Raw genomic sequence first — 19,208 nt, forward strand, 5'->3', positions numbered from 1 at the left:
GTTGAAGAGTTCCCATGTCCCTTGAGTTTCTTGCCGATCCCAACGTCTGGTTGACCCTGTTCACCCTGAGCGCGCTGGAAATCGTGCTCGGCATCGACAATCTGGTGTTCATCTCCATCGCGGTCAGCAAGCTGCCGGAGCACCGTCGCCCGTTCGCGCGCCGCCTGGGCATCGCCGTGGCCTGCATCACCCGCATCGGCCTGCTGGTCTCGCTGGCCTACCTGGCGCACATGCAGGCCAATCTGTTCACCGTGGCCGGCATGGGCATCTCCATCCGCGACCTGGTGCTGATCGTTGGCGGCCTGTTCCTGATCATCAAGGGCTACATGGAGATCAGGGAAATGATCACCGGTGGCGAAGACGAGAACCCGGCCACCACCAAGACCTCGGCGGTGTTCGGCTATGTGATCGCGCAGATCGCCATCATCGACATCGTGTTCTCGCTGGACTCGGTGATCACCGCCGTCGGCATCGCCGACCACGTACCGGTGATGGTCGCGGCGATCCTGCTGTCGGTGGCGGTGATGCTGCTGGCCGCCAATCCGCTGGGCCGCTTCATCGACGCCAATCCGACCGTGAAGATGCTGGCGCTGGCCTTCATCCTGCTGATCGGTGCGGTGCTGATCCTGGACGGCCTGGACGTGCATGTGCCCAAGCCGTACATCTACGCTGCGATGGGCTTCTCGGTGCTGGTGGAGTGGTTGAACCTGCTGATGCGCCGCCGCGCACGCGAACACCACGTGCCGGGCGCCGGCGACTGGTAAGCGGACCCCGAGAACCCCCGGCCAGCGCCGGGGGTTCTGCGTTGTGGGCGCCGCTGCGCTCGCCGGGCAGGGCCCGGCGCTACCTCTTGCCGCAATGCCGGCCTGCACCCTCCACTTGTGAATCGGGATCAACACTGTTTTCCCGCGTGGTGGCTTACTCCCGCCCGGCAAAGCGCGCAGGCTACGCGCTCATTTTCCACAGGGCCTGCCCCCACGCAGGCAATCCCCATGAATTCCAGAGCCGCATTGCTGGCCCTCGCCGTCGGCGCCTTCGCCATCGGCACCACCGAGTTCGCTCCGATGGGCCTGCTGCCCGTCATTGCCGAGGGCGTGGGAGTGAACATCCCCACCGCCGGCATGCTGATCACCGCCTACGCCGTGGGCGTGATGCTGGGCGCGCCGGTGATGACCCTGCTGATGGGGCGCTTCGGCAAGCGCACCGCGCTGATGCTGCTGATGTCGATCTTCGTGGTCGGCAACCTGCTCTCGGCGCTGGCCCCGAACTATGGGCTCCTGCTGTTGTCGCGGCTGGTCACCAGCCTCAACCACGGTGCTTTCTTCGGCATCGGCGCGGTGGTCGCCGCCAGCCTGGTGCCGAAGGACAAGCAGGCCGCGGCGGTGGCCACCATGTTCATGGGCCTGACCATCGCCAACATCGGCGGCGTGCCGCTGGCGACCTGGGTGGGCCAGCAGCTGGGCTGGCGCCTGTCCTTCGCCGGCACTGCGGTGCTGGGCCTGGTGGCGATCACCGCGCTGGGCCTGGCGCTGCCGGCATCCGCGCCCGATGCGCGTCCGGACATCCGCCGCGAGATGAAGGCGATCCTGCAGCCGCAGGTGCTGCTGGCGATGGCCACCACCGTGCTGGGTGCCGGTGCGATGTTCACCCTCTACACCTATGTGGCGCCGGTGCTGGCCGAACTGACCGCGGCATCCAATGCGTTCATCGCGATGTCGCTGGCCCTGATCGGTATCGGCTTCACCGTCGGCAACGGCATCGGCGGGCGCATGGCCGACTGGTCGCTGGACGGCGCCACCCGCATCCTGCTGGCAATCCTGGCGCTGCTGATGTTCGTGCTGCCGCTGGCCTTCATGCATCACGCCACGGCGGCGCTGGGCGTGCTGCTGTTCGGTGCGGCGACCTTTGCGATCGTGCCGCCGTTGCAGATCCGGGTGATGGAAGCGGCAGCCGAGGCGCCGGGGTTGGCCTCGTCGATCAACGTCGGTGCGTTCAACCTGGGCAATGCGCTGGGTGCGGCATTGGGTGGAGCGGTATTGAGCATGGGGCTGGGCTATGCGGCCATTCCGGTGGCCGGTGGCGTGCTGGCGGCGTCGGGCCTGCTGCTGGCATGGCTGGGGCGTCCGCGCACGGCGGTGGCCGAAGCCTGCTGAGGGCAGGGGGTTCGGCAGGGCTGCGCCGCAAAGCGCACGCCTGCTGCCGTTGGCGGGTGTCGACCCGGGCCGGCACGGTGGATGCACGGTGCGTGGATGGCAGGCATCCGCCATGGCCCCGCGCCGACCGCCCGGGAAGGCCGCCACCGCGGCGGGCACGGCACCTGATGGCCGAGCTTTCACCCGAACCATGGCATGCTCGGCGCCAAGCCCACCCGGAACCGCCGCCATGCGCCTGCTCACCCGCGTCCTGCCCCTGTTGCTGCTGGCCTCCCTGCTGTCCGGCTGCGGTTACAACGCCATCCAGCAGAAGGACGAGGCGGTCAAGGCCAGCTGGTCCGAAGTGCTCAACCAGTACAAGCGCCGTGCCGACCTGGTGCCCAACCTGGTGCAGACCGTCAAAGGGTTCGCCAGCCAAGAAGAGCGCGTGCTCACCGAGGTGACCAATGCGCGGTCGCGGGTCGGCCAGATCAACGTCAATGCCGATGACGAAGCCTCGCTCAGGCAGTTCCAGCAGGCCCAGGGTGAGCTGGGCAGTGCCCTGTCGCGGCTGCTGGTGGTGACCGAGAACTATCCGGTGCTCAAGTCCGACCAGAACTTCCGCGATCTGCAGGCACAGCTGGAGGGCACCGAGAACCGCATCACCGTGGCGCGCGGGCGCTACATCCAGCAGGTGCAGGACTACAACACCTACATCCGCTCCTTCCCGCAGCTGATCACCGCCAAGATCTTCGGCTACCAGCCCAAGCCCAACTTCAGCGTCGAGAACGAGGCGCAGATCTCCAACGCGCCGGCGGTCGATTTCGGCAACGCGCCATCGCAGCAGCAGCCGGCGCCGGCGCCGGGCCACTGATCGATGCGCCTGGCGACCGCACTGCTGGCCCTGCTGCTGTGGCTGCCGTGGGGTGTGCAGGCGCAGCAGCTGGCGCCGATCCCGGCGCTGGAGTCGCCGGTGGTCGATACCACCGGTACCCTCGATGCCACGCAGAAGCAGGCACTGGTGCAGCAGGCGCTGGACCTGCAGCAGCGCAAGGGCAGCCAGCTGCAGGTACTGGTGGTGCCGAGCACGCAGCCGGAGGACATCGCCCAGTACACCACCCGCGTCTTCGAGCAGTGGCAGATCGGCCGCAAGGGCGTGGACGACGGAGTGCTGCTGGTGGTGGCCAAGGATGACCGGCGGGTGCGCATCGAGCCCGGCTATGGCCTGGAGGGCGCGATTCCCGATGCGATCGCCAACCGGGTGATCCAGGAGTACCTCGTGCCCCGGTTCCGTGCCAATGATTACGCGGGTGGCATCAGCGACGCCACCGCGGTGCTGGTGAAGATCATCGATGGGGAGCCGTTGCCGGCGCCGGTGAGCGGCCAGCAGGGACGTGCGCCGGATGGCGGCGGCGATACCTGGATCCTGGCCCTGTTCATCGGTGTGTTCGCCGGCAGCCTCCTGCGCGGCGTGTTCTCACGGGTACCGCGCCCCCTGCGCGGCCTGCTCGGCGGTGCCGGTGCAGCGCTGGCCGCGTTCCTGTTCACCTCCGCGCTGCTGGCCAGTGGCCTGGCCGGCGTGGTCGGCCTGGTGGTGGCGATGCTGTCCGGCCACCCCGGGCGCTTTGCCGGTGGCGGCGGCTGGGGTAGTGGCGGCTGGGGAGGCGGTGGTTTCGGTGGTGGTGGCGGCTTTGGTGGCGGCGGTGGCTGGGGCGGCGGCGGTGGCCGTTCCGGCGGCGGCGGCGCGTCGGGGGGCTGGTGATGATCGGACGGATGTGGCGCCACGTGTTCTCGCCGTCGGTGCGCCTGGCGTTTCCGCCGGCCACCCTGCAGGCCATCACCGAGGCCATTGCCGCGGGTGAGCAGCGCCATGGCGGCCAGGTGATGTTCGCGGTCGAGGCAGACCTGCCGCTGGCCGCGCTGTGGCGCAGGGTCACGCCGCGGCAAGCGGCCGAGCAGGCGTTCGCCCGCCTGCGGACCTGGGATACCGCGCACAACAACGGGGTGCTGATCTATCTGCTGCTGGCCGACCACGCCATCGAGATCGTGGCCGACCGCGGGCTGCACGGACGGGTCATGCCCGAGCAGTGGCAGCGGGTCTGCACGCATCTGCGCGAAGGCCTGCGGGGGACGCAGCCGGTGGCGGCGCTGCGCGATGCCATCGACGAGGTGTCCACGCTGCTGGAAGGGCACTTTCCAGCATCCACGCGGTCCAATCAGGACGGCCTGCCGGATACGCCGCAGATCCTGGGCTGAAGCCCGGCAATCAGGCGACCGCGGCCACCACGAGGCCGCTCCCGGGCGGCGCTAGAATAACGGCATCCCTGCAAGGCGCCCTTCATGATCTATTTCCACGACATCGACCCCATCGCCCTTTCGCTGGGGCCGATCAAGGTGCATTGGTACGGCATCATGTACCTGCTCGGTTTCACCGCTGCCTGGCTGCTGGGCCGCAAGCGGATCGCTGACGGACGCCTGCCGGGCGTGGATGCCAACGGATTTTCGGACCTGCTGTTCTACGCCATGCTCGGCGTGGTGCTGGGCGGGCGCATCGGCTTCATGCTGTTCTACGCGCTGGGCGATTTCCTGCACAACCCGCTGCTGCTGTTCAAGGTGTGGGATGGCGGCATGAGCTTCCACGGCGGCCTGCTGGGCGTCGTGGTGGCCTGCTGGTGGTGGTCGCGCCGCAGCCGTCTGCACCTGTTCGACACCGTCGATTTCATCGCCCCGCTGGTGCCGATCGGCCTGGCCCTGGGTCGGGTCGGCAACTTCATCGGCGCCGAGCTGTGGGGCAAGTACACCGACGGCACCTGGGGCGTGGTGTTTCCATCCGGCCTGCCGGCTCCGCTCAACCAGCTCGACCACGCCACCCTGCAGGCGCAGTTCGCCACAGGCGCACTGAACCAGTACGCCCGCCATCCCTCGCAGCTGTATGAAGCGGCACTGGAAGGCCTGGTCATGTTCACCGTGCTGTGGCTTGTGTCTGCCAAGCCGCGGCATCGTTACGTGGTGTCAGGGCTGTTCGCGCTCATGTACGGCATCTTCCGCTTTGGCCTCGAGTTCGTGCGCATGCCCGACAACGGCATCTACATCGCCTTCGGCTGGCTGACCAAGGGCCAGATCCTGTGCGTGCCGCTCATCGCCTTCGGTCTGGTACTGCTGGCCCTGTCGCGCCGCGCACCGGTGCTGCAGCCGCAGCCGATGGTGGCCGCGGAGGGCAAGGCATGAAGGCATACCTCGACCTGCTGTCGCATGTGCTCGAGCACGGCACCGAGAAGAGCGACCGCACCGGTACCGGCACGCGCAGCGTGTTCGGCTGGCAGATGCGCTTCAACCTGGCCGACGGCTTCCCGCTGGTCACCACCAAGAAGCTGCACCTGCGCTCGATCATCCACGAGCTGCTGTGGTTCCTGAAGGGCGATACCAACATCGGCTACCTGAAGGACAACCAGGTGCGCATCTGGGACGAGTGGGCCGACGAGAACGGCGACCTCGGCCCGGTCTACGGCAAGCAGTGGCGCAGCTGGGCCACCGCCGATGGCCGCGAGATCGACCAGATGCAGTGGTTGGTGGACGAGATCAAGCGCAACCCGGATTCGCGGCGGCTGGTGGTCAGCGCCTGGAACGTGGGCGAGCTTTCGCAGATGGCGCTGATGCCGTGCCACAACCTGTTCCAGTTCTACGTGGTCGACGGCAAGCTCAGCTGCCAGCTGTACCAGCGCAGCGGCGACATCTTCCTCGGCGTGCCGTTCAACATCGCCAGCTACGCGCTGCTGACCCACATGGTGGCGCAGGCCACCGGCCTGGGCGTGGGCGATTTCGTGCACACGCTGGGCGATGCGCACCTGTATTCGAACCATTACGAGCAGGCGCGCGAGCAGCTGTCGCGTGAACCGCGCGCGCTGCCGACGCTGTGGTTGAATCCGGAGGTGACCGACCTGTTCGGCTTCCGGTTCGAGGACATCCGCATCGACGGCTACGACCCGCACCCGGCGATCAAGGCCCCGGTGGCGGTGTGAGTGCAATGAAACTCTCGATGGTGGTGGCGCTGGATCGCAACCGTGGCATCGGCCAGGGCAATGCCATGCCCTGGCACCTGCCGGACGACTTCAGGCACTTCAAGGCGCTGACCCTGGGCAAACCGATCCTGATGGGCCGCAAGACCGCCGAATCGATCGGCCGCGTGCTGCCGGGGCGGACCAACCTGGTGCTGACCCGCAGCGGCCAGGTGCCGTTCGAAGGCATGCGTGCGGTGGCGTCGGTGGACGAAGCGAAAGCCATTGCCGAAGGCGAGGGCGCCAGTGAACTGTGCATCATCGGCGGCGGTGAGATCTTCCGCCAGCTGCTGGACCAGGCCAGTGACCTGTACCTGACCTGGGTGGATGCCGAAGTCCCCGCCGATACCCATTTCCCCGACGTGGACGCGCAGGACTGGCGGGAGGTCAGCAGCGAGCCACACCCGGCCGATGAGCGTCACGCCTACGCGTTCCGCTTCGTGCATTACGTGCGCCGCTGAAGCGGGTTTCCTCCAGGGCCGGACCATGCTCGGCTGCTGTTGCCGGACACATCCCGCAGCCGAGCATGGCTTGGCTCTACAGGATCGCCTACGGCATCCGGTAATGCCCGATGATGGCGTGCCGGAACAGCAGGTTCTCTTCGCGCGTGCCGCGCGCGATGTTGTGCAGCACCAGCGGCGTGCCGTCGGCCAGCTGCCGGTCGGAGACGATGCCCACGTGCAGCAGCCCATTGCCGTTGAGCTTCCAGGCGACGATGTCACCGGCGGCATAGTCGGCGGCCACCGCGCCGATCGGTTGCTGCCAGCCGTGCCGTTCGAACCAGCGCATCAGGTTGGGTACGCGACGATGATCGATGTTGCGATCCGGCCGTGACAGGCCCCAGATGGCCGGGTAGGCGTTGAAATTGCCCCGCATGTCTTCATGCACGCGCGCCTGCAGGTCCAGTCCCAGCTCGCGCAGGGCGCGCACCACCACGTCGGTGCAGACGCCGCGGTCGGCCGGAACGTCGCCGCCGGGATAGGCCAGTACCTGGTAGGCGGGGTCGTAGCGCACGGTTACCCCGATCTGGGCCCGTGCTGCGGCCACCAGCGGGGGAGCGGCGGCGGGCGCGGGTGCCGCCGCGCTGTCGGCGCGGGCGGCGGGTGCATCGGCCGCGGGGGGCGCGCTGGGCTGGCAGCCGCTGGCCAAGGCCAGTGCCAGCAGCAGCACCGTCCATGGTGCCCAGCGGTGTCGGCTCATGCCGGCGAGGGCGTGCCGTTGTTGTTGCCGCCACCGCCACCGTTGCCACCGCCACCACCGCCGCGACGGCGGCGACGGCGCGGGCCACGCCCGGCCGGGTTTCCAGCGGCCGCCTGGGCCGTACCCGCTTCCTTGTCCTGCGCGGCAGCAGGCCGTTCGCGCGGCGGGCGCGCCGGCGGTCGCGCGTTGGCGACCGGTGCCGGTACGTCCCGTCCGGGCACCTGCACCACGCGCAGTTCATCGGTATCGAGCTGGATCGCGGTGAGCTTGCCGCCCCAGACCGCCCCGGTGTCGATGGCATGGATGCCCTGGGTGATGGTCAGGCCCAGGGCCGACCAGTGCCCGCAGACCACCTTCAGATCGCGTTCGACCCGGCCCGGCACCTCGAACCAGGGGTACAGCCCCTGTTCCTGGGTGCCCGGCGTGCCCTTGTCCTCGATGCCGATGCGGCCACGCGAGGTGCAGTAGCGCATGCGGGTAAGCACGTTGATGATCGCCCGCGAGCGGTCGTAGCCGGACAGGTTCGGCGCCCAGCTGGGCTTGTCGCCATACATGTTGCGGAACAGCTTGCGGTAGCCGGCGCCATGCAGCTGCGCTTCGACTTCGGCCGCGTGCTTCTCGGCCATCTGCGTGGTCCATTTCGGCGCCAGGCCGGCATGCACCATCATCCAGCCCAGCTCGCGGTCCACATGCACCAGCTTCTGCAGGCGCAGCCACTCCAGCAGCACGTCGCGGTCCTCGGCCTGCACGATGCGCAGCAGGTCCGGGTTGACCTTGCGCTGTTCCTCTTCGGTGCGTGCACCGACGGCCAGCAGCGAAAGGTCGTGGTTGCCGAGCACGACCACGCTGTGCTCGCGCAGCGAATGCACCAGCCGCAGGGTTTCCAGCGACTGCCCACCGCGGTTGACCAGATCGCCGCAGAACCACAGGGTGTCCTGCGCCGGGTCGAAACGGATCTTCTCCAGCAGGCGCTGGGTGACGTCGTAGCAGCCTTGCAGGTCGCCGATCGCCCAAACACTCATCGTTCGGCCTCCGTGTCAGTGCAGGGTGCGCGGGATGGCCAGCACGAAGGGTGCGACCGGCGCGGCGAATTCAGTGCCATCGTCGGCCACCATGTCGTAATGGCCCTGCATTGTGCCGTGTTCAGTCCCAAGCATGACACCGGAGGTGTAACGGAAGTCTTCACCCGGACGCAGGCGCGGCTGTTCGCCGATCACACCATCGCCGTCCACGTGTTCGACCCGGCCGTTGGCATCGGTGATGCGCCAGTGCCGGGCGACCAGGCGCGCGGCAACCCGGCCCTGGTTGTGGATGCGGATCGTATAGGCGAACGCATAGCGGCCGTCTTCCGGCGCGGATTGATCGTCGAGGAAGCGGGGCGCGACTTCGACGGAGATGGCATAAACTTCAGCGTCTTCCATACCGGCAGTGTAATCAGGAGGCATTGGCCAAGGCGATGAATTCGGCCACGTCCAGCTGTTCGGCACGGGCATCGGGGCGCACCCCGGCAGCCGCGAACTGCTCGGCGCTCACCACGTTGTTCAGGGCGTTGCGCAGGGTCTTGCGGCGCTGGCCGAAGGCGGCCTTCACCACGTCGGCAAAGCGCTTGTGGTCGTTGATGTTAATCGTGGCGGGATCGCGCGGCACCAGCCGCACGACGGCGGAGTCGACTTTCGGCGGCGGCCGGAATGCGCCCGGCGGCACCACGAACAGCGAGGTCACCTGGCAATAGGCCTGCAGCATCACGCTCAGGCGGCCGAACACCTTGCTGCCGGGGCCGGCGGCCATGCGGTCCACCACTTCCTTCTGCAGCATGAAGTGCATGTCGGAGATCACCGCCGCGTGTTCCAGGGCATGGAACAGGATCGGTGAGGAAATGTTGTACGGCAGGTTGCCCACCAGGCGGATCGGCTGGCCGTTGGCCAGTTCGGTGAAGTCCACCCGCAGCACGTCGCGGTGGACGATGCTCAGCTCGCCCAGCGGCTCGGCCGCAGCGGTCAATGGCGCGATCAGGTCGCGGTCGAACTCGATCACGGTCAGCTTCGGGTGGACGCGCAGCAGCGGCAGGGTGATCGCGCCCTGGCCGGGACCGATCTCGACCAGGCGGTCGCCGTCCTTGGGGTTGACCGCCATCACGATCCTGTCGATGTAATGGCGATCGGCAAGGAAATGCTGGCCAAGCTGCTTCTTGGCCGGGGCGGTGAACACCGGGCCGGAGGGGGAATGCGGGGAATTCATGTGCGCAGTGTACGTTGCCGCGCCAGCCGCGCACACAGCGTCGTGGCCGCCTGCAGGCTGGACGGGTCGGCCATCCCGCGTCCGGCAAGGTCCAGCGCGGTGCCATGGTCCACCGCCACGCGCGGGTAGGGCAGGCCCAGGGTCAGGTTGACCGCCTGCTCGAACCCGGAGTATTTCAGCACCGGCAGGCCCTGGTCGTGGTACATCGCCAGCACCGTGTCGAAGCCGGCCAGCCGCGACGGCAGGAAAGCGGTGTCGGCGGGCAGCGGCCCGACCAGGTCCATGCCTTCGCTGCGCAGGCGCTGCAGCAGGGGAATGATCAGGTCCAGCTCTTCGCGGCCCAGGTGGCCATCCTCGCCGGCATGCGGGTTCAGCCCGAGCACGGCGATGCGCGGCGCGGCCAGGCCGAATTCGCGGGACAGCGCCGCATGCACGGTGCGCAGGGTATGTTCCAGGCCGGCCGCGGTGATCGCATCGGCCACCTCGCGCAATGGCAGGTGGGTGGTGGCCAGGGCGACGCGGACGATATCGTTGGCGAGCATCATCACCACCTTTACCCCGGCCTGGTCGGCCAGCAGTTCGGTGGTGCCGCTGTAGGCGATGCCGCCCTGGTTGATCACCGCCTTGTGCACCGGGCCGGTCACCACGCCCTGCAGCTGGCCGGACAGGCAGGCCTGGCCGGCGGCCCGCAGCGCACCGATCACCGCGCCCGCATTGGCGGGGTCGGTCTGGCCAAAGTGGCTGCGGACGCGGTTGGCGACGGTGCGCAGGCGCAGGTCACCGGGGACGCGGGCGTCGGCGTCCTCGGGCAGCAGTTGCAGGGGAAGATCCAGCGCGGCAGCGGCCGCGCGCAGGGTGTCCGGGTCGGCGAACGCCAGCAGCCGGCAATCAACGCGCGGCTGCTGGACCAGTCGGACACACAGCTCCGGGCCGATCCCGGCGGGCTCGCCCGGTACCAGAGCGAGCTCGGGGAGCATGGCTCAGGACTGCGGCGGCGTGGCGGTGTTTTCCGCCCGGTCACCGCTGCGGAAGCTGACGTAGGCTTCGCCACGCAGTTCCTGCAGGAAACGGTTGTACTCGTCTTCCAGCTTGCGGCGGCCGATGGTCTCGCGGACCTGGGCACGCTGGTTGTCACTGCTCACGTCGGTCTGGCGGGTGGCCACGCGCTGCACGATGTGCCAGCCCGCGTCGGTACGGAACGGCTGGCTGACGCCGCCGTCCTGCACGCCTTCCACCTGCTGGCCGAAGGCCGGGCCGAACGCATCAGCCGGGAACCAGCCGAGATCGCCGCCCTGGCCCTTGCTGTTGTTGTCCTCGGACGACTCCCTGGCCACCTGCTGGAAGTCGGCACCGCCCACGATGCGCGCACGCAGGGTGTCGATCTTGGCCTTGGCCGCAGCTTCGGACTGGTTGTCGTCCACGCGCACCAGGATATGGCGGCCGTGGTACTCGGTGACGGTATGGGTGCCGGCCGCTGCGGCGGCATCACGCACTTCCACCAGCTTCAGCAGCTGGAAACCGCTCGGGCCGCGGATCGGGCCGACCACTTCGCCGGCTTTCATCTGCTGCATGGTCTGTGCGAACGCGGCCGGGATCTCGTCCAGGGTACGCCAGCCGAGGTCGCCGCCTTCCAGGGCGTTGGGGCTGTCCGAATAACGGACGGCGGCCGCGTTGAAGTCCAGCTCACCCTTGTCCAGCAGGGCCTTCACGCCGTCGGCCTTCTTCTGGCCGGTGGCGATCTGGTCGGCGCTGGCGCCGTCGGGCAGGGCGATCAGGATGTGGGCCAGGTGGTACTGGTTGCCGGCGTCGGCCTGCTGCTTCAGGGCTGCGTCGACCTCGCCCTCGCTGACGCTGATGCGGCTCTGGGCGAAGCTCTGGCGCAGGCGCTGCACGGTGATCTCGTCACGCACCGAGGCGCGGAAATCGTTGAAATCGATGCCGTCGCTGGCCAGGCGCTGGCGCAGTGCGTCCAGGTTGGAGCCGTTCTGCTGGGCGATCGCGTTCATCGCCTGGTTCAGCTCCTGGTCGCCGACATGGATGCCGCTGCCCTGGGCGCGGGCCACCTGCAGCTTGACCAGCACCAGGCGCTCGAGCACCTGGCGGCTGAGCACATCGTCCGGCGGCAGCTGGGCCTCGCGGCCGGCGTACTGGGCCTTGATGTTGACGATCGCACGCTGCAGTTCGCTCTGCAGGATCACGTCCTCATCGACGACGGCGGCGATGCGGTCCAACGGCTGGGCCTCCTGCGCAACAACCTGCAGGGGGGTGGACACGCTCGACACCGCCAGAAGCGATGCGAGAAGGACGGGGAAGCTCTTGGTCATGGGATCTGGTTCGGATCGTAGTCATCGCGGGCCGCACCGGTGTTGCTGGGCGGCACAAGATAGAGGTCGTCGCGGTTGTAGCCGAGGATAGCACGGCGCAGCGTGCGGTCCGTGTCCTGGCCGAGGGAGCTCAAGCCCTTGAGCACGAACTCGAGCTGAATGGAGTTGTTCATGTCGCCTTCGCGGTTGCGCACGTAGCGGCGGGCGACCGCGCGCACGGCCAGGCAGCAGCTGTCCCACTGCACGCCACCGATGATTTCCAGCGGTTCCTTGTCCTGGATCGAGTAGTAGTAGCGGCCCACCAGGCTCCAGCGCTCGTTCAGCGGGTACAGGAACGACAGATCGGCCTGTTCCAGCAGGGTCCGCTGTTCCTTGGTCGCATTGGCCGGGGCGCCCGAGTTGATGCGGTAGCGGTAGGTCAGGTTGACCACGCCATCGTTGGACATCAGGTAGCGGGCACGGAAGCTGGCCAGGTCCTCGCGCTTGTACTTCGGGTCCCACTGGTAGGTGGCACCCAGCGTCCAGCGGTCGTTGACCATGTAGTTGGCGTCGGCGATCCAGGCCGACTTGCCCTTCTCCACCGGGGCGCCGCCCGGCGTCACCGTGACCCGCGACTCGTCGAAGTACTGGATCTGGCCGATGGCGGCCGAGAAGCGTTCCTTGCCGGTGGTCTGGTCGATGAAGCGGGTGCCCAGCGCCATGGTCAGCTGGTTGGCATCGTTCTGGCGGTCGGCGCCGGTATAGCGCGAATCGCGGAACAGCTGGCCCCAGCTGAAGGTGAAGTCGCGGGTATCGAAGATCGGCAGCTCGTCCTGGTTGCGGTAGGGCGTGCGCAGGTAGAACAGGCGCGGCTCCAGGGTATGCAGGAAGGACCTGCCGCCGATGGTGGTCTCGCGGTCGAAGAACAGGCCGGCGTCGAGGCTGCCGATCGGCAGGCTGCGGCTGGGCGAGGTGTTGCCGCGCCGCTGTTCCGGCGTCGCCGTGTTCGGGTCGATGCCCTGCGAGGCCAGCACCTGGTCGCGGATGCCGTCGGCCAGGCCGCGCTCCAGGTCGTAGGCGGTGTAGCGGTAGGCCAGGGTCGGGGTGATGTACCAGGCCGCGCCGCTGATCGGGAACGACACGTAGGGCTTCACATCCAGCCGCGACCCCCCGTCCACGCCGATGCCGGAGCGCTTGCGCTGCCCGTTGCGGGTGTACTGCAGGTCCGGCCCGGCGTCGGCGCCGTACTTGTAGTTGACGTCGTCGTGGGTGAAGCGCACCGCCTCGGCGTAGACGCCGGTCTCCAGCCACGGCAGGACCGGCTTGTCCCAGTTGAGGAACAGGCGGGGCTGGCGGTTGTAGGGCAGTGCGCTCTCGTCCAGGGTGTAGTCGGTCAACTGCCAGCGGTCGGCCATGATCCCGGCGGTCCAGGTCTTGCCGGTGCCGTACAGGCCGATCTGGCTCTGCAGGTTGGAAGCGGTCACGCCGACCAGGCGGTTGGCGAAGTCTTCCACGTAGCGTTCGTCGCTGACCCAGGCCAGGTTGGCACGGGCCTGCCAGTGGCTGTCCACGTTGTGGTAGCCCTCGAACATGACCCGGCCGCGGTCGCGGTCGCGCAGCTTGTCGCTGGGCATGAACGCGGTCAGCAGTTCACCGCGGCCGCCGTTGTAGAGGTAGCGGAACTCGTTGTCGAGCATCAGGCCGCGCCGGCTCATGTAGCGCGGGGTCAGCGTGTCGTCGTAGTTCGGCGCCAGGTTGAAGTAGATCGGCTGCGCGTAATCGAAACCGTTGCGGCCGGACATGCCCAGCTGCGGGAACAGCAGGCCGGTCTTGCGGCGGTCATCGATCGGGAACTTGAAGTAGGGCGCCCACAGCACCGGCACCTTGCCGATCCGCAGCACCGCGTTGCGGGCAGTGCCGAAGCCTTCGTCGTTGTCGACTTCGATCTCCGGCGCGGTCAGCTTCCAGACCGGCTGCGACGGATCGCAGGTGGTGTAGGTGGAGCGGTGCATCTGCCCGACCGCGCCCTGCAGGTCGACCGATTCGGCCTCGCCGTTGCCCCGGCGCGACACCAGCTGGTAGCGGATGTCGGTGATCTTGTGGGTGTCGCTTTCCTGGTTGCCCTCGGCGCGCTTGGCGACCATCCGGATCGAGCCGTCCTGGTAGCGGACATTGCCGTCGGCGATGTAGTTGCCGCTCTCGGTGTCGAAACTCAACTTGTCGGTGCCCACGAACTGGTCACCCCGGCGCAGCGCCACGTTGCCCTGGTACTGCGGCACGGTGGTGGTGCCCAGCAGCTGGTCGCCTTCGATGTCGGTGGGCTGCTGTTCGCGCGCGGCGCTGGCGGCCGCCTTGTCCTGGCCGGGGACCGGGGTCGGCGCATCGGTGAACGCGGGGATCACTTCGGTGGCCGGGCACAGGCCCCAGTTGAGCGGTTTGTCATCGGCCCATGCCGGAAGGCAGACGGCGATGCTCAGGGGCAAGGGAAGCAGGCGGAGGGCTCGGCGCACGCGGTTCGGATTCGGGCGAAAACGGACGGTAGCTTGCCCCATCCCTTGCATAGGGGCAATGAAGGCTCCCGCCGCCTGCCGGTTCGGGTTCATCCAGCTCCACGGCCGGACGGGCCCGCGATCAATGCCTGGACGTGGGCCACGCTGCACTCGGCCAGGGCCTGCAGGTCGTATCCCCCTTCCAGCATCGACACCACGCGGCCGGCCCCGTGGCGGCGCGCCAGCGCGTGGAGTTCGCGGGTGATCCAGGCGAAATCGTCGGTTTCCAGCATCAGGTCGGCCTGCGGATCGCGCAGGTGCGCGTCGAAGCCGGCCGAGATCAGCAGCAGCTGCGGGCGGAAGTCGTCGATGGCCGGCAGCATCTCGTCGGCCCATACGTTGCGGAAGCGGAACCCGCCACTGCCGGGCGGCAGCAGGATGTTCATCAGGTTGCCGGCACCGCGGTCGCGGCGCAGGCCGGAATTGGGGAACAGGCCGGCCTGGTGGGTGCTGTAGTAGGACACCCGCGCATCGTGCTGGAAGATGTCCTGCGTGCCATTGCCATGATGGACATCGAAGTCCACCACCGCGATGCGCTCCAGCCCATGGCGGTCGCGCGCGTAGGCGGCGGCGATGGCGATGTTGTTGAGCAGGCAGAAGCCCATGGCCGTGCTGCTGGTGGCGTGGTGGCCGGGCGGGCGCACGGCGCAGAAGGCCAGCGGGTCATCGCCCAGCATCACCGCATCGACCGCGGCCACGCCGGCGCCGGCGGCATGTACCGCCGCGCTGGCCGAACCCGGCGAGGTCCAGGTGTCCATGTCGAGCTGCCGCAGCGGCACGCTCTGCGGCTGCAGCACGACGTCGAGCAGGGCGCTGTCGTGGACCCGGCTCAGCTCGCCGAACTTGGCCGGCGGCGCCTCGCGCCAGTCCAGCTGGCCGGGGAAGGCCAGGCGCAGCGCATCGAGTACGCCCTGCAGCCGTTGCGGGCATTCGGGGTGGCCGGGGCCCGGGTCGTGCCGCAGGCAGGCGGGATGGGTGAAGACCAGCATGGCAGGCTCAGCGCTGGCGGTGCTGTGGCTGCCACAGCGCTTCGCCGTGGCCATCGGCGCGGGCCAGGACCCGGGCCAGTACGAACAGCAGGTCCGACAGGCGGTTCAGGTACTGCAGGGCCTCGCTGCGGATGTCCTGCCGGCGGGCCAGGGCCACCGTCTCGCGTTCGGCGCGGCGCACGATGGTGCGTGCCAGGTGGCAGCGCGCTGCGGCCTCGCCGCCGGCCGGCAGGATGAACTCCTTCAGCATCGGCAGGCCGGTGTTGTAGTGGTCCAGCTGCTGTTCCAGCGCCGATACGTCGGCGGCGTGGATCGCAGCGTGGCCGGGCACGCACAGTTCGGCGCCGAGGTCGAACAACTGGTGCTGCAGGTGGACCACCAGCGCGCGGACGTCGTCCGGCAGCGTGCTGGCCAGCAGCAGCCCCAGCGCTGCGTTGGCCTCATCGACGGTGCCATAGGAGGCCACGCGCAGGTCGTCCTTGCCGACCCGGCTGCCATCGCCCAGGCCGGTACTGCCATCGTCGCCGGTACGGGTGTAGATGCGTGAAAGACGATGGCCCATGGCGACGCTCAGTGACGGATGTCGCGGCGGGCCTGCAGGAGCTTGTTGACCTGCTCCACGGCCAGCTGCAGTGCGGCGGCCAGCGCGACGTAGATCGCGGTGGTGCGCAGATAGGGGCCGAACCACTGCGCGTAGTTCTGCGCCCAGCCGGCCACGGTGGGATCGGCCACGTTCTGGCTGGTCCAGTAGAAGCCGCCCTGCGCCAGCAGGTGGCAGACCGCCACCGACGCCACCAGCAGCAGCGCGCCCTTGCCCAGTACCGGCCAGCGCGCGCTCTGGTAGTTGCGGCCGAGCAGCAGGCCACCGGCCCACATCGCGAAGTACGCCGGCAGCAGCAGCCAGTAGCCCGGCGACACGCAGTAGTGCTGCCAGAAGTCCAGGCCACTGCTGCGGATGACGATCCAGTCGACCAGCACCGCGAACACCATCAGCAGCGGGAAGGCCCAGCGGGTCCAGCGCGCCAGGTAGAAGCCGCCGATGAAAAACACCGCCCAGGACGCATCGGGGATCGCCGCGAAGTGGTTGACGCGGGTCGCCGCCAGCAGCAGAACCAGAACGGACAGGACGAAGGCGCGGGGGGCGGAGTCGGACATGACGGCGGGGCCGGGGCGGATTCAGCTTTCATTCTAGCCCGCCGCGCGGGTCGGCGCTGGCGGGCCCCGGTTGGGCGTACCGACAGGGCGAGCGCGTATCATGCGGCCATGAGTGAACGACATGACGTGCTGATTGTCGGTGGCGGTCTGGTGGGTGCCAGCCTGGCCATCGCCCTGGACCGGCTGGGCCTGGACGTGGGTCTGCTCGAAGCCAGCCCGGCGGGTGAGCTGCCGGCGGTGTTCGACCAGCGCAACCTCAGTTTCGCCGCGGCCACGGTCAATGCGCTGACCGCGCTGGGGGTCATGCAGAAGCTGGCGATGGCGCCTGGGCCGATCCGCCGCATCCATGTCAGCCGTGCCGGCGACTTCGGGCGCGTGCAGCTCGATGCGGCCGATTACGACAGGCCGTGGTTCGGCCAGGTGGTGGTCGCGCGCGATTTCGGCCAGGCACTGGAAAGCCGCCTGCAGGACCTGCCGCGGCTGCGGCGCTACCGGCCGATGCGCTTCCTTGGCCTGGGCCAGGTGATCGATGGCTGCCGCCAGGTGCGGGTTGCCGATGACGCCGGCGAGCACGTGCTGCTGGCCCGGCTGGTGGTCGGTGCCGATGGCACCGGCAGTGGCGTCCGCGCTGCGCTCGGCATCGAGGCGGATCGCCATGACTTCCAGCAGACCCTGTTCGTGGCCCGCGTGCGCAGCCAGCGCGCGCCGGATGGCACGGCCTGGGAGCGCTTCACCGATACCGGCCCGACCGCGCTGCTGCCGCGCGGCGACCGTCATTTCGGCACCGTGCACGGGGTGGCCCGCGACCAGGCCGATGCGGTGATGGCGCTGGACGAACGCGCCTGGCTGCAGCGCCTGCAGCAGGCCATCGGCTGGCGCGCCGGCCGCCTGCTCGACAGCGGCCCGCGCAGCGCCTATCCGTTGATCCAGGTGCTGGCCCGTGCGCTGGTGGGCGAACGGGCCGTGCTGCTGGGCAATGCCGCGCAGACCATCCATCCGCTGGGCGCGCAGGGCTTCAATCTGGGCCTGCGCGATGCGCTGACGCTGGCCGAACTGCTGGAAGAGGCGCACGCCGATGCCGGCAGCGATGCCCTGCTGCAGGCCTATGCCGCGCGCCGCCAGGACGACCGCCAGCAGACGGTGGCCTTCTCCGGTGGCCTGGCGCGCCTGACCAGCAACCCGGCGCCGCTGCTGCGGCCGCTGCGCAGCCTGGGTCTGGTGGCCGCGCAGCGCGCGTCGGTGCAGTCGATGCTGGTCGGCGGTGCGATGGGCTTCCGCGGCGAGGTGCCGCGCCTGTGCCGGGGAGAGGCCGCATGAATCGTCGCGCACGCCTGGACGTGGCCATTGTCGGCGGCGGTGTGGTCGGCGCGGCCTGTGCGCTGGCGCTGGCGGATGCCGGTCTGTCGGTGGCCCTGGTGGAAGGCCGTGAACCGGCACCCTGGCAGGCCGCGCAACCGGACCTGCGGGTGTTTGCCTTCGCCGCCGACAATGTCCAGCTGCTGCAGCGCCTGGGGGTGTGGCCGTCGATCACCCAGGCCCGTGCCTGGCCGTACCGGCGCATGCAGGTGTGGGATGCCGCGGGCGGCGAGGATCTGGTGTTCGACGCCGATCGCTTCGGCCGTCGTGAACTGGGCTTCATCGTCGAGAACGGCCTGCTGCAGGACCGCCTGTGGGCGGCGCTGCCTGCTGCCGGCGTGCAGCTGCACTGCCCGGCGCGGGTGGAGGTGCTGGAGCAGGATGAAGGCGGCGTGCGCCTGCGGCTGGAGGACGGCCGCCGTGTTGAAGCGGCACTGGCGGTGGCAGCCGACGGCGCCGAATCGACGCTGCGCCAGCTGGCCGGCATCGAGGTCGAGCGCCACGATTACCACCAGCGCGGCGTGGTCGCCTACGTCGACAGCGATCTGCCGAACCAGGCCACCGCCTGGCAGCGCTTCCTGCCGACCGGTCCGCTGGCGCTGCTGCCGGTGGCCGAGCGCCGCAGCTCGATCGTCTGGACCCTGCCTGACGACGAGGCGGCACGCGTGCTGGCGTTGGATGAGGACGCCTTCAACCGTGAACTGACCCGGGCCTTCGCCGCGCGGCTGGGCGGACTGCGGTTGGCCTCGCCGCGTGCCGCCTTCCCGCTGCGCCGGCAGCTGGCCCGTCATTACGTGGCCGGCCGCGTGCTGGCGCTGGGCGATGCCGCGCATGTGGTGCATCCGTTGGCCGGCCAGGGCGTGAATCTGGGCCTGCGTGATGTCGCTGCCCTGCAGCAGTGGCTGGCGCCGTCGGCCGAACGCCGCGGCCAGCCACGCCTGTCGCCGCAGCGCCTGCAGCGCTGGGCACGCGAACGGCGCAGCGACAACCAGATTGCCGCCTACAGCTTCGATGCGATCAACCGGCTGTTCTCCAACGATGAAATGCACCTGACCCTGGCCCGCGGTCGCGCGCTCGGCTGCGTCGGCAAGTGGCCGCCGCTGGTACAGGCGTTCTGGAAGCGCGCCGCCGGCGTGTAAGCCGAATGCCCCGGCATTTTCCGCTGGCGCCGGGCCATGCCCGGCGAGCGCGCCGCGCGGTTCATGGGGGCCGCCGGGCGCGGCCCGGCGCT

At 69.0% G+C, this 19,208-nt stretch carries 20 protein-coding genes; 10 read left to right on the forward strand and 10 right to left on the reverse strand.

Annotated features, from left to right (window positions below):
- Positions 1-14: 14 nt before the first annotated feature.
- The 8 genes from Q5Z10_RS03515 to Q5Z10_RS03550 all read left to right on the forward strand — a co-directional run bounded on the left by Q5Z10_RS03515 (position 15) and on the right by Q5Z10_RS03550 (position 6,648).
- Positions 15-764: a TerC family protein gene (locus tag Q5Z10_RS03515; RefSeq protein WP_303637962.1), complete on the forward strand. Its 750-nt coding sequence runs from the start codon at positions 15-17 to the stop codon at positions 762-764.
- A 228-nt stretch (positions 765-992) separates the two neighbouring features.
- Complete coding sequence (locus Q5Z10_RS03520) at positions 993-2,153, forward strand: MFS transporter (RefSeq protein WP_303637963.1); 1,161 nt, start codon at positions 993-995, stop codon at positions 2,151-2,153.
- Positions 2,154-2,382: 229 nt separating this feature from the next.
- Entirely contained in the window at positions 2,383-3,006 is a 624-nt protein-coding gene (locus tag Q5Z10_RS03525) for a LemA family protein (RefSeq protein ID WP_303637964.1), read from the forward strand.
- A 3-nt stretch (positions 3,007-3,009) separates the two neighbouring features.
- A complete protein-coding gene (locus Q5Z10_RS03530; RefSeq protein WP_303637965.1) occupies positions 3,010-3,894 on the forward strand; it encodes a TPM domain-containing protein in 885 nt (294 codons plus the stop codon).
- Entirely contained in the window at positions 3,894-4,388 is a 495-nt protein-coding gene (locus tag Q5Z10_RS03535) for a TPM domain-containing protein (RefSeq protein ID WP_303637966.1), read from the forward strand. The genes Q5Z10_RS03530 and Q5Z10_RS03535 overlap by 1 nt, the downstream gene beginning before the upstream one ends.
- An 84-nt stretch (positions 4,389-4,472) precedes the next feature.
- Positions 4,473-5,360, forward strand: a complete 888-nt coding sequence (gene lgt, locus Q5Z10_RS03540; RefSeq protein WP_303637967.1) for a prolipoprotein diacylglyceryl transferase — start codon at positions 4,473-4,475, stop codon at positions 5,358-5,360.
- Positions 5,357-6,151 carry a thymidylate synthase gene (locus Q5Z10_RS03545; protein ID WP_303637968.1) on the forward strand — a complete coding sequence of 265 codons (795 nt, stop codon included), beginning with the start codon at positions 5,357-5,359 and terminating at the stop codon, positions 6,149-6,151. Before lgt ends, Q5Z10_RS03545 begins: the two co-directional genes overlap by 4 nt.
- Before the next feature lie 5 nt (positions 6,152-6,156).
- Positions 6,157-6,648, forward strand: coding sequence for a dihydrofolate reductase (locus Q5Z10_RS03550; protein ID WP_303637969.1), 492 nt, complete (start codon positions 6,157-6,159; stop codon positions 6,646-6,648).
- An 88-nt stretch (positions 6,649-6,736) separates the two neighbouring features.
- On the opposite strand, the gene Q5Z10_RS03555 is transcribed toward Q5Z10_RS03550, so the two are convergent.
- From Q5Z10_RS03555 to Q5Z10_RS03600, 10 genes are all read right to left on the reverse strand, one after another.
- Positions 6,737-7,387: a DUF1287 domain-containing protein gene (locus Q5Z10_RS03555; RefSeq protein ID WP_303637970.1), complete on the reverse strand. Its 651-nt coding sequence runs from the start codon at positions 7,385-7,387 to the stop codon at positions 6,737-6,739.
- Positions 7,384-8,409: a symmetrical bis(5'-nucleosyl)-tetraphosphatase gene (locus Q5Z10_RS03560; RefSeq protein WP_303637971.1), complete on the reverse strand. Its 1,026-nt coding sequence runs from the start codon at positions 8,407-8,409 to the stop codon at positions 7,384-7,386. The genes Q5Z10_RS03555 and Q5Z10_RS03560 overlap by 4 nt, the downstream gene beginning before the upstream one ends.
- 15 nt (positions 8,410-8,424) lie before the next feature.
- The gene (gene apaG, locus Q5Z10_RS03565) at positions 8,425-8,808 is read right to left on the reverse strand and encodes a Co2+/Mg2+ efflux facilitator ApaG/CorD (RefSeq protein WP_303637972.1); all 384 of its coding nucleotides are present in this window, start codon (positions 8,806-8,808) and stop codon (positions 8,425-8,427) included.
- Positions 8,809-8,821: 13 nt separating this feature from the next.
- A complete protein-coding gene (rsmA, locus tag Q5Z10_RS03570) occupies positions 8,822-9,625 on the reverse strand; it encodes a 16S rRNA (adenine(1518)-N(6)/adenine(1519)-N(6))-dimethyltransferase RsmA (protein ID WP_303637973.1) in 804 nt (267 codons plus the stop codon).
- Entirely contained in the window at positions 9,622-10,602 is a 981-nt protein-coding gene (gene pdxA, locus Q5Z10_RS03575; protein ID WP_303637974.1) for a 4-hydroxythreonine-4-phosphate dehydrogenase PdxA, read from the reverse strand. The genes rsmA and pdxA overlap by 4 nt, the downstream gene beginning before the upstream one ends.
- A 3-nt stretch (positions 10,603-10,605) precedes the next feature.
- Positions 10,606-11,949: a peptidylprolyl isomerase gene (locus tag Q5Z10_RS03580; RefSeq protein WP_303637975.1), complete on the reverse strand. Its 1,344-nt coding sequence runs from the start codon at positions 11,947-11,949 to the stop codon at positions 10,606-10,608.
- Positions 11,946-14,438 (reverse strand): LPS-assembly protein LptD, encoded by a 2,493-nt coding sequence (gene lptD / locus Q5Z10_RS03585; protein ID WP_303637976.1) that lies wholly within the window; start codon positions 14,436-14,438, stop codon positions 11,946-11,948. The genes Q5Z10_RS03580 and lptD overlap by 4 nt, the downstream gene beginning before the upstream one ends.
- An 89-nt stretch (positions 14,439-14,527) precedes the next feature.
- On the reverse strand, positions 14,528-15,466 hold the full coding sequence (locus Q5Z10_RS03590; protein ID WP_303637977.1) for a histone deacetylase family protein: 939 nt from the start codon (positions 15,464-15,466) through the stop codon (positions 14,528-14,530).
- Between the two features lie 7 nt (positions 15,467-15,473).
- A complete protein-coding gene (locus Q5Z10_RS03595; protein ID WP_303637978.1) occupies positions 15,474-16,028 on the reverse strand; it encodes a cob(I)yrinic acid a,c-diamide adenosyltransferase in 555 nt (184 codons plus the stop codon).
- An 8-nt stretch (positions 16,029-16,036) separates the two neighbouring features.
- Positions 16,037-16,621 carry a hypothetical protein gene (locus Q5Z10_RS03600; protein WP_303637979.1) on the reverse strand — a complete coding sequence of 195 codons (585 nt, stop codon included), beginning with the start codon at positions 16,619-16,621 and terminating at the stop codon, positions 16,037-16,039.
- Positions 16,622-16,729: 108 nt separating this feature from the next.
- On the opposite strand from Q5Z10_RS03600, the gene ubiH reads away from it, so the two are divergent.
- Both ubiH and Q5Z10_RS03610 read left to right on the forward strand, forming a co-directional pair.
- Positions 16,730-17,938 carry a 2-octaprenyl-6-methoxyphenyl hydroxylase gene (gene ubiH, locus Q5Z10_RS03605; protein ID WP_303637980.1) on the forward strand — a complete coding sequence of 403 codons (1,209 nt, stop codon included), beginning with the start codon at positions 16,730-16,732 and terminating at the stop codon, positions 17,936-17,938.
- Entirely contained in the window at positions 17,935-19,116 is a 1,182-nt protein-coding gene (locus Q5Z10_RS03610; protein WP_303637981.1) for a UbiH/UbiF family hydroxylase, read from the forward strand. The genes ubiH and Q5Z10_RS03610 overlap by 4 nt, the downstream gene beginning before the upstream one ends.
- Positions 19,117-19,208: the final 92 nt, after the last annotated feature.

The organism is Stenotrophomonas sp. 704A1, assembly GCF_030549525.1.
In the GTDB taxonomy this organism is placed as follows: domain Bacteria; phylum Pseudomonadota; class Gammaproteobacteria; order Xanthomonadales; family Xanthomonadaceae; genus Stenotrophomonas; species Stenotrophomonas tuberculopleuritidis.

Excerpts from the sequence above, each read along its gene's own strand:
- rsmA (WP_303637973.1), bottom strand. The coding sequence starts at position 9,625 with ATGAATTCCCCGCATTCCCCCTCCGGCCCGGTGTTCACCGCCCCGGCC.
- Q5Z10_RS03550 (WP_303637969.1), top strand. The coding sequence starts at position 6,157 with ATGAAACTCTCGATGGTGGTGGCGCTGGATCGCAACCGTGGCATCGGC.
- Q5Z10_RS03595 (WP_303637978.1), bottom strand. The coding sequence starts at position 16,028 with ATGGGCCATCGTCTTTCACGCATCTACACCCGTACCGGCGACGATGGC.
- pdxA (WP_303637974.1), bottom strand. The coding sequence starts at position 10,602 with ATGCTCCCCGAGCTCGCTCTGGTACCGGGCGAGCCCGCCGGGATCGGC.
- lgt (WP_303637967.1), top strand. The coding sequence starts at position 4,473 with ATGATCTATTTCCACGACATCGACCCCATCGCCCTTTCGCTGGGGCCG.
- Q5Z10_RS03515 (WP_303637962.1), top strand. The coding sequence starts at position 15 with ATGTCCCTTGAGTTTCTTGCCGATCCCAACGTCTGGTTGACCCTGTTC.
- Q5Z10_RS03590 (WP_303637977.1), bottom strand. The coding sequence starts at position 15,466 with ATGCTGGTCTTCACCCATCCCGCCTGCCTGCGGCACGACCCGGGCCCC.
- Q5Z10_RS03530 (WP_303637965.1), top strand. The coding sequence starts at position 3,010 with ATGCGCCTGGCGACCGCACTGCTGGCCCTGCTGCTGTGGCTGCCGTGG.
- Q5Z10_RS03600 (WP_303637979.1), bottom strand. The coding sequence starts at position 16,621 with ATGTCCGACTCCGCCCCCCGCGCCTTCGTCCTGTCCGTTCTGGTTCTG.
- Q5Z10_RS03555 (WP_303637970.1), bottom strand. The coding sequence starts at position 7,387 with ATGAGCCGACACCGCTGGGCACCATGGACGGTGCTGCTGCTGGCACTG.
- apaG (WP_303637972.1), bottom strand. The coding sequence starts at position 8,808 with ATGGAAGACGCTGAAGTTTATGCCATCTCCGTCGAAGTCGCGCCCCGC.
- Q5Z10_RS03610 (WP_303637981.1), top strand. The coding sequence starts at position 17,935 with ATGAATCGTCGCGCACGCCTGGACGTGGCCATTGTCGGCGGCGGTGTG.
- Q5Z10_RS03535 (WP_303637966.1), top strand. The coding sequence starts at position 3,894 with ATGATCGGACGGATGTGGCGCCACGTGTTCTCGCCGTCGGTGCGCCTG.
- ubiH (WP_303637980.1), top strand. The coding sequence starts at position 16,730 with ATGAGTGAACGACATGACGTGCTGATTGTCGGTGGCGGTCTGGTGGGT.
- Q5Z10_RS03560 (WP_303637971.1), bottom strand. The coding sequence starts at position 8,409 with ATGAGTGTTTGGGCGATCGGCGACCTGCAAGGCTGCTACGACGTCACC.
- Q5Z10_RS03580 (WP_303637975.1), bottom strand. The coding sequence starts at position 11,949 with ATGACCAAGAGCTTCCCCGTCCTTCTCGCATCGCTTCTGGCGGTGTCG.
- Q5Z10_RS03545 (WP_303637968.1), top strand. The coding sequence starts at position 5,357 with ATGAAGGCATACCTCGACCTGCTGTCGCATGTGCTCGAGCACGGCACC.
- Q5Z10_RS03525 (WP_303637964.1), top strand. The coding sequence starts at position 2,383 with ATGCGCCTGCTCACCCGCGTCCTGCCCCTGTTGCTGCTGGCCTCCCTG.
- Q5Z10_RS03520 (WP_303637963.1), top strand. The coding sequence starts at position 993 with ATGAATTCCAGAGCCGCATTGCTGGCCCTCGCCGTCGGCGCCTTCGCC.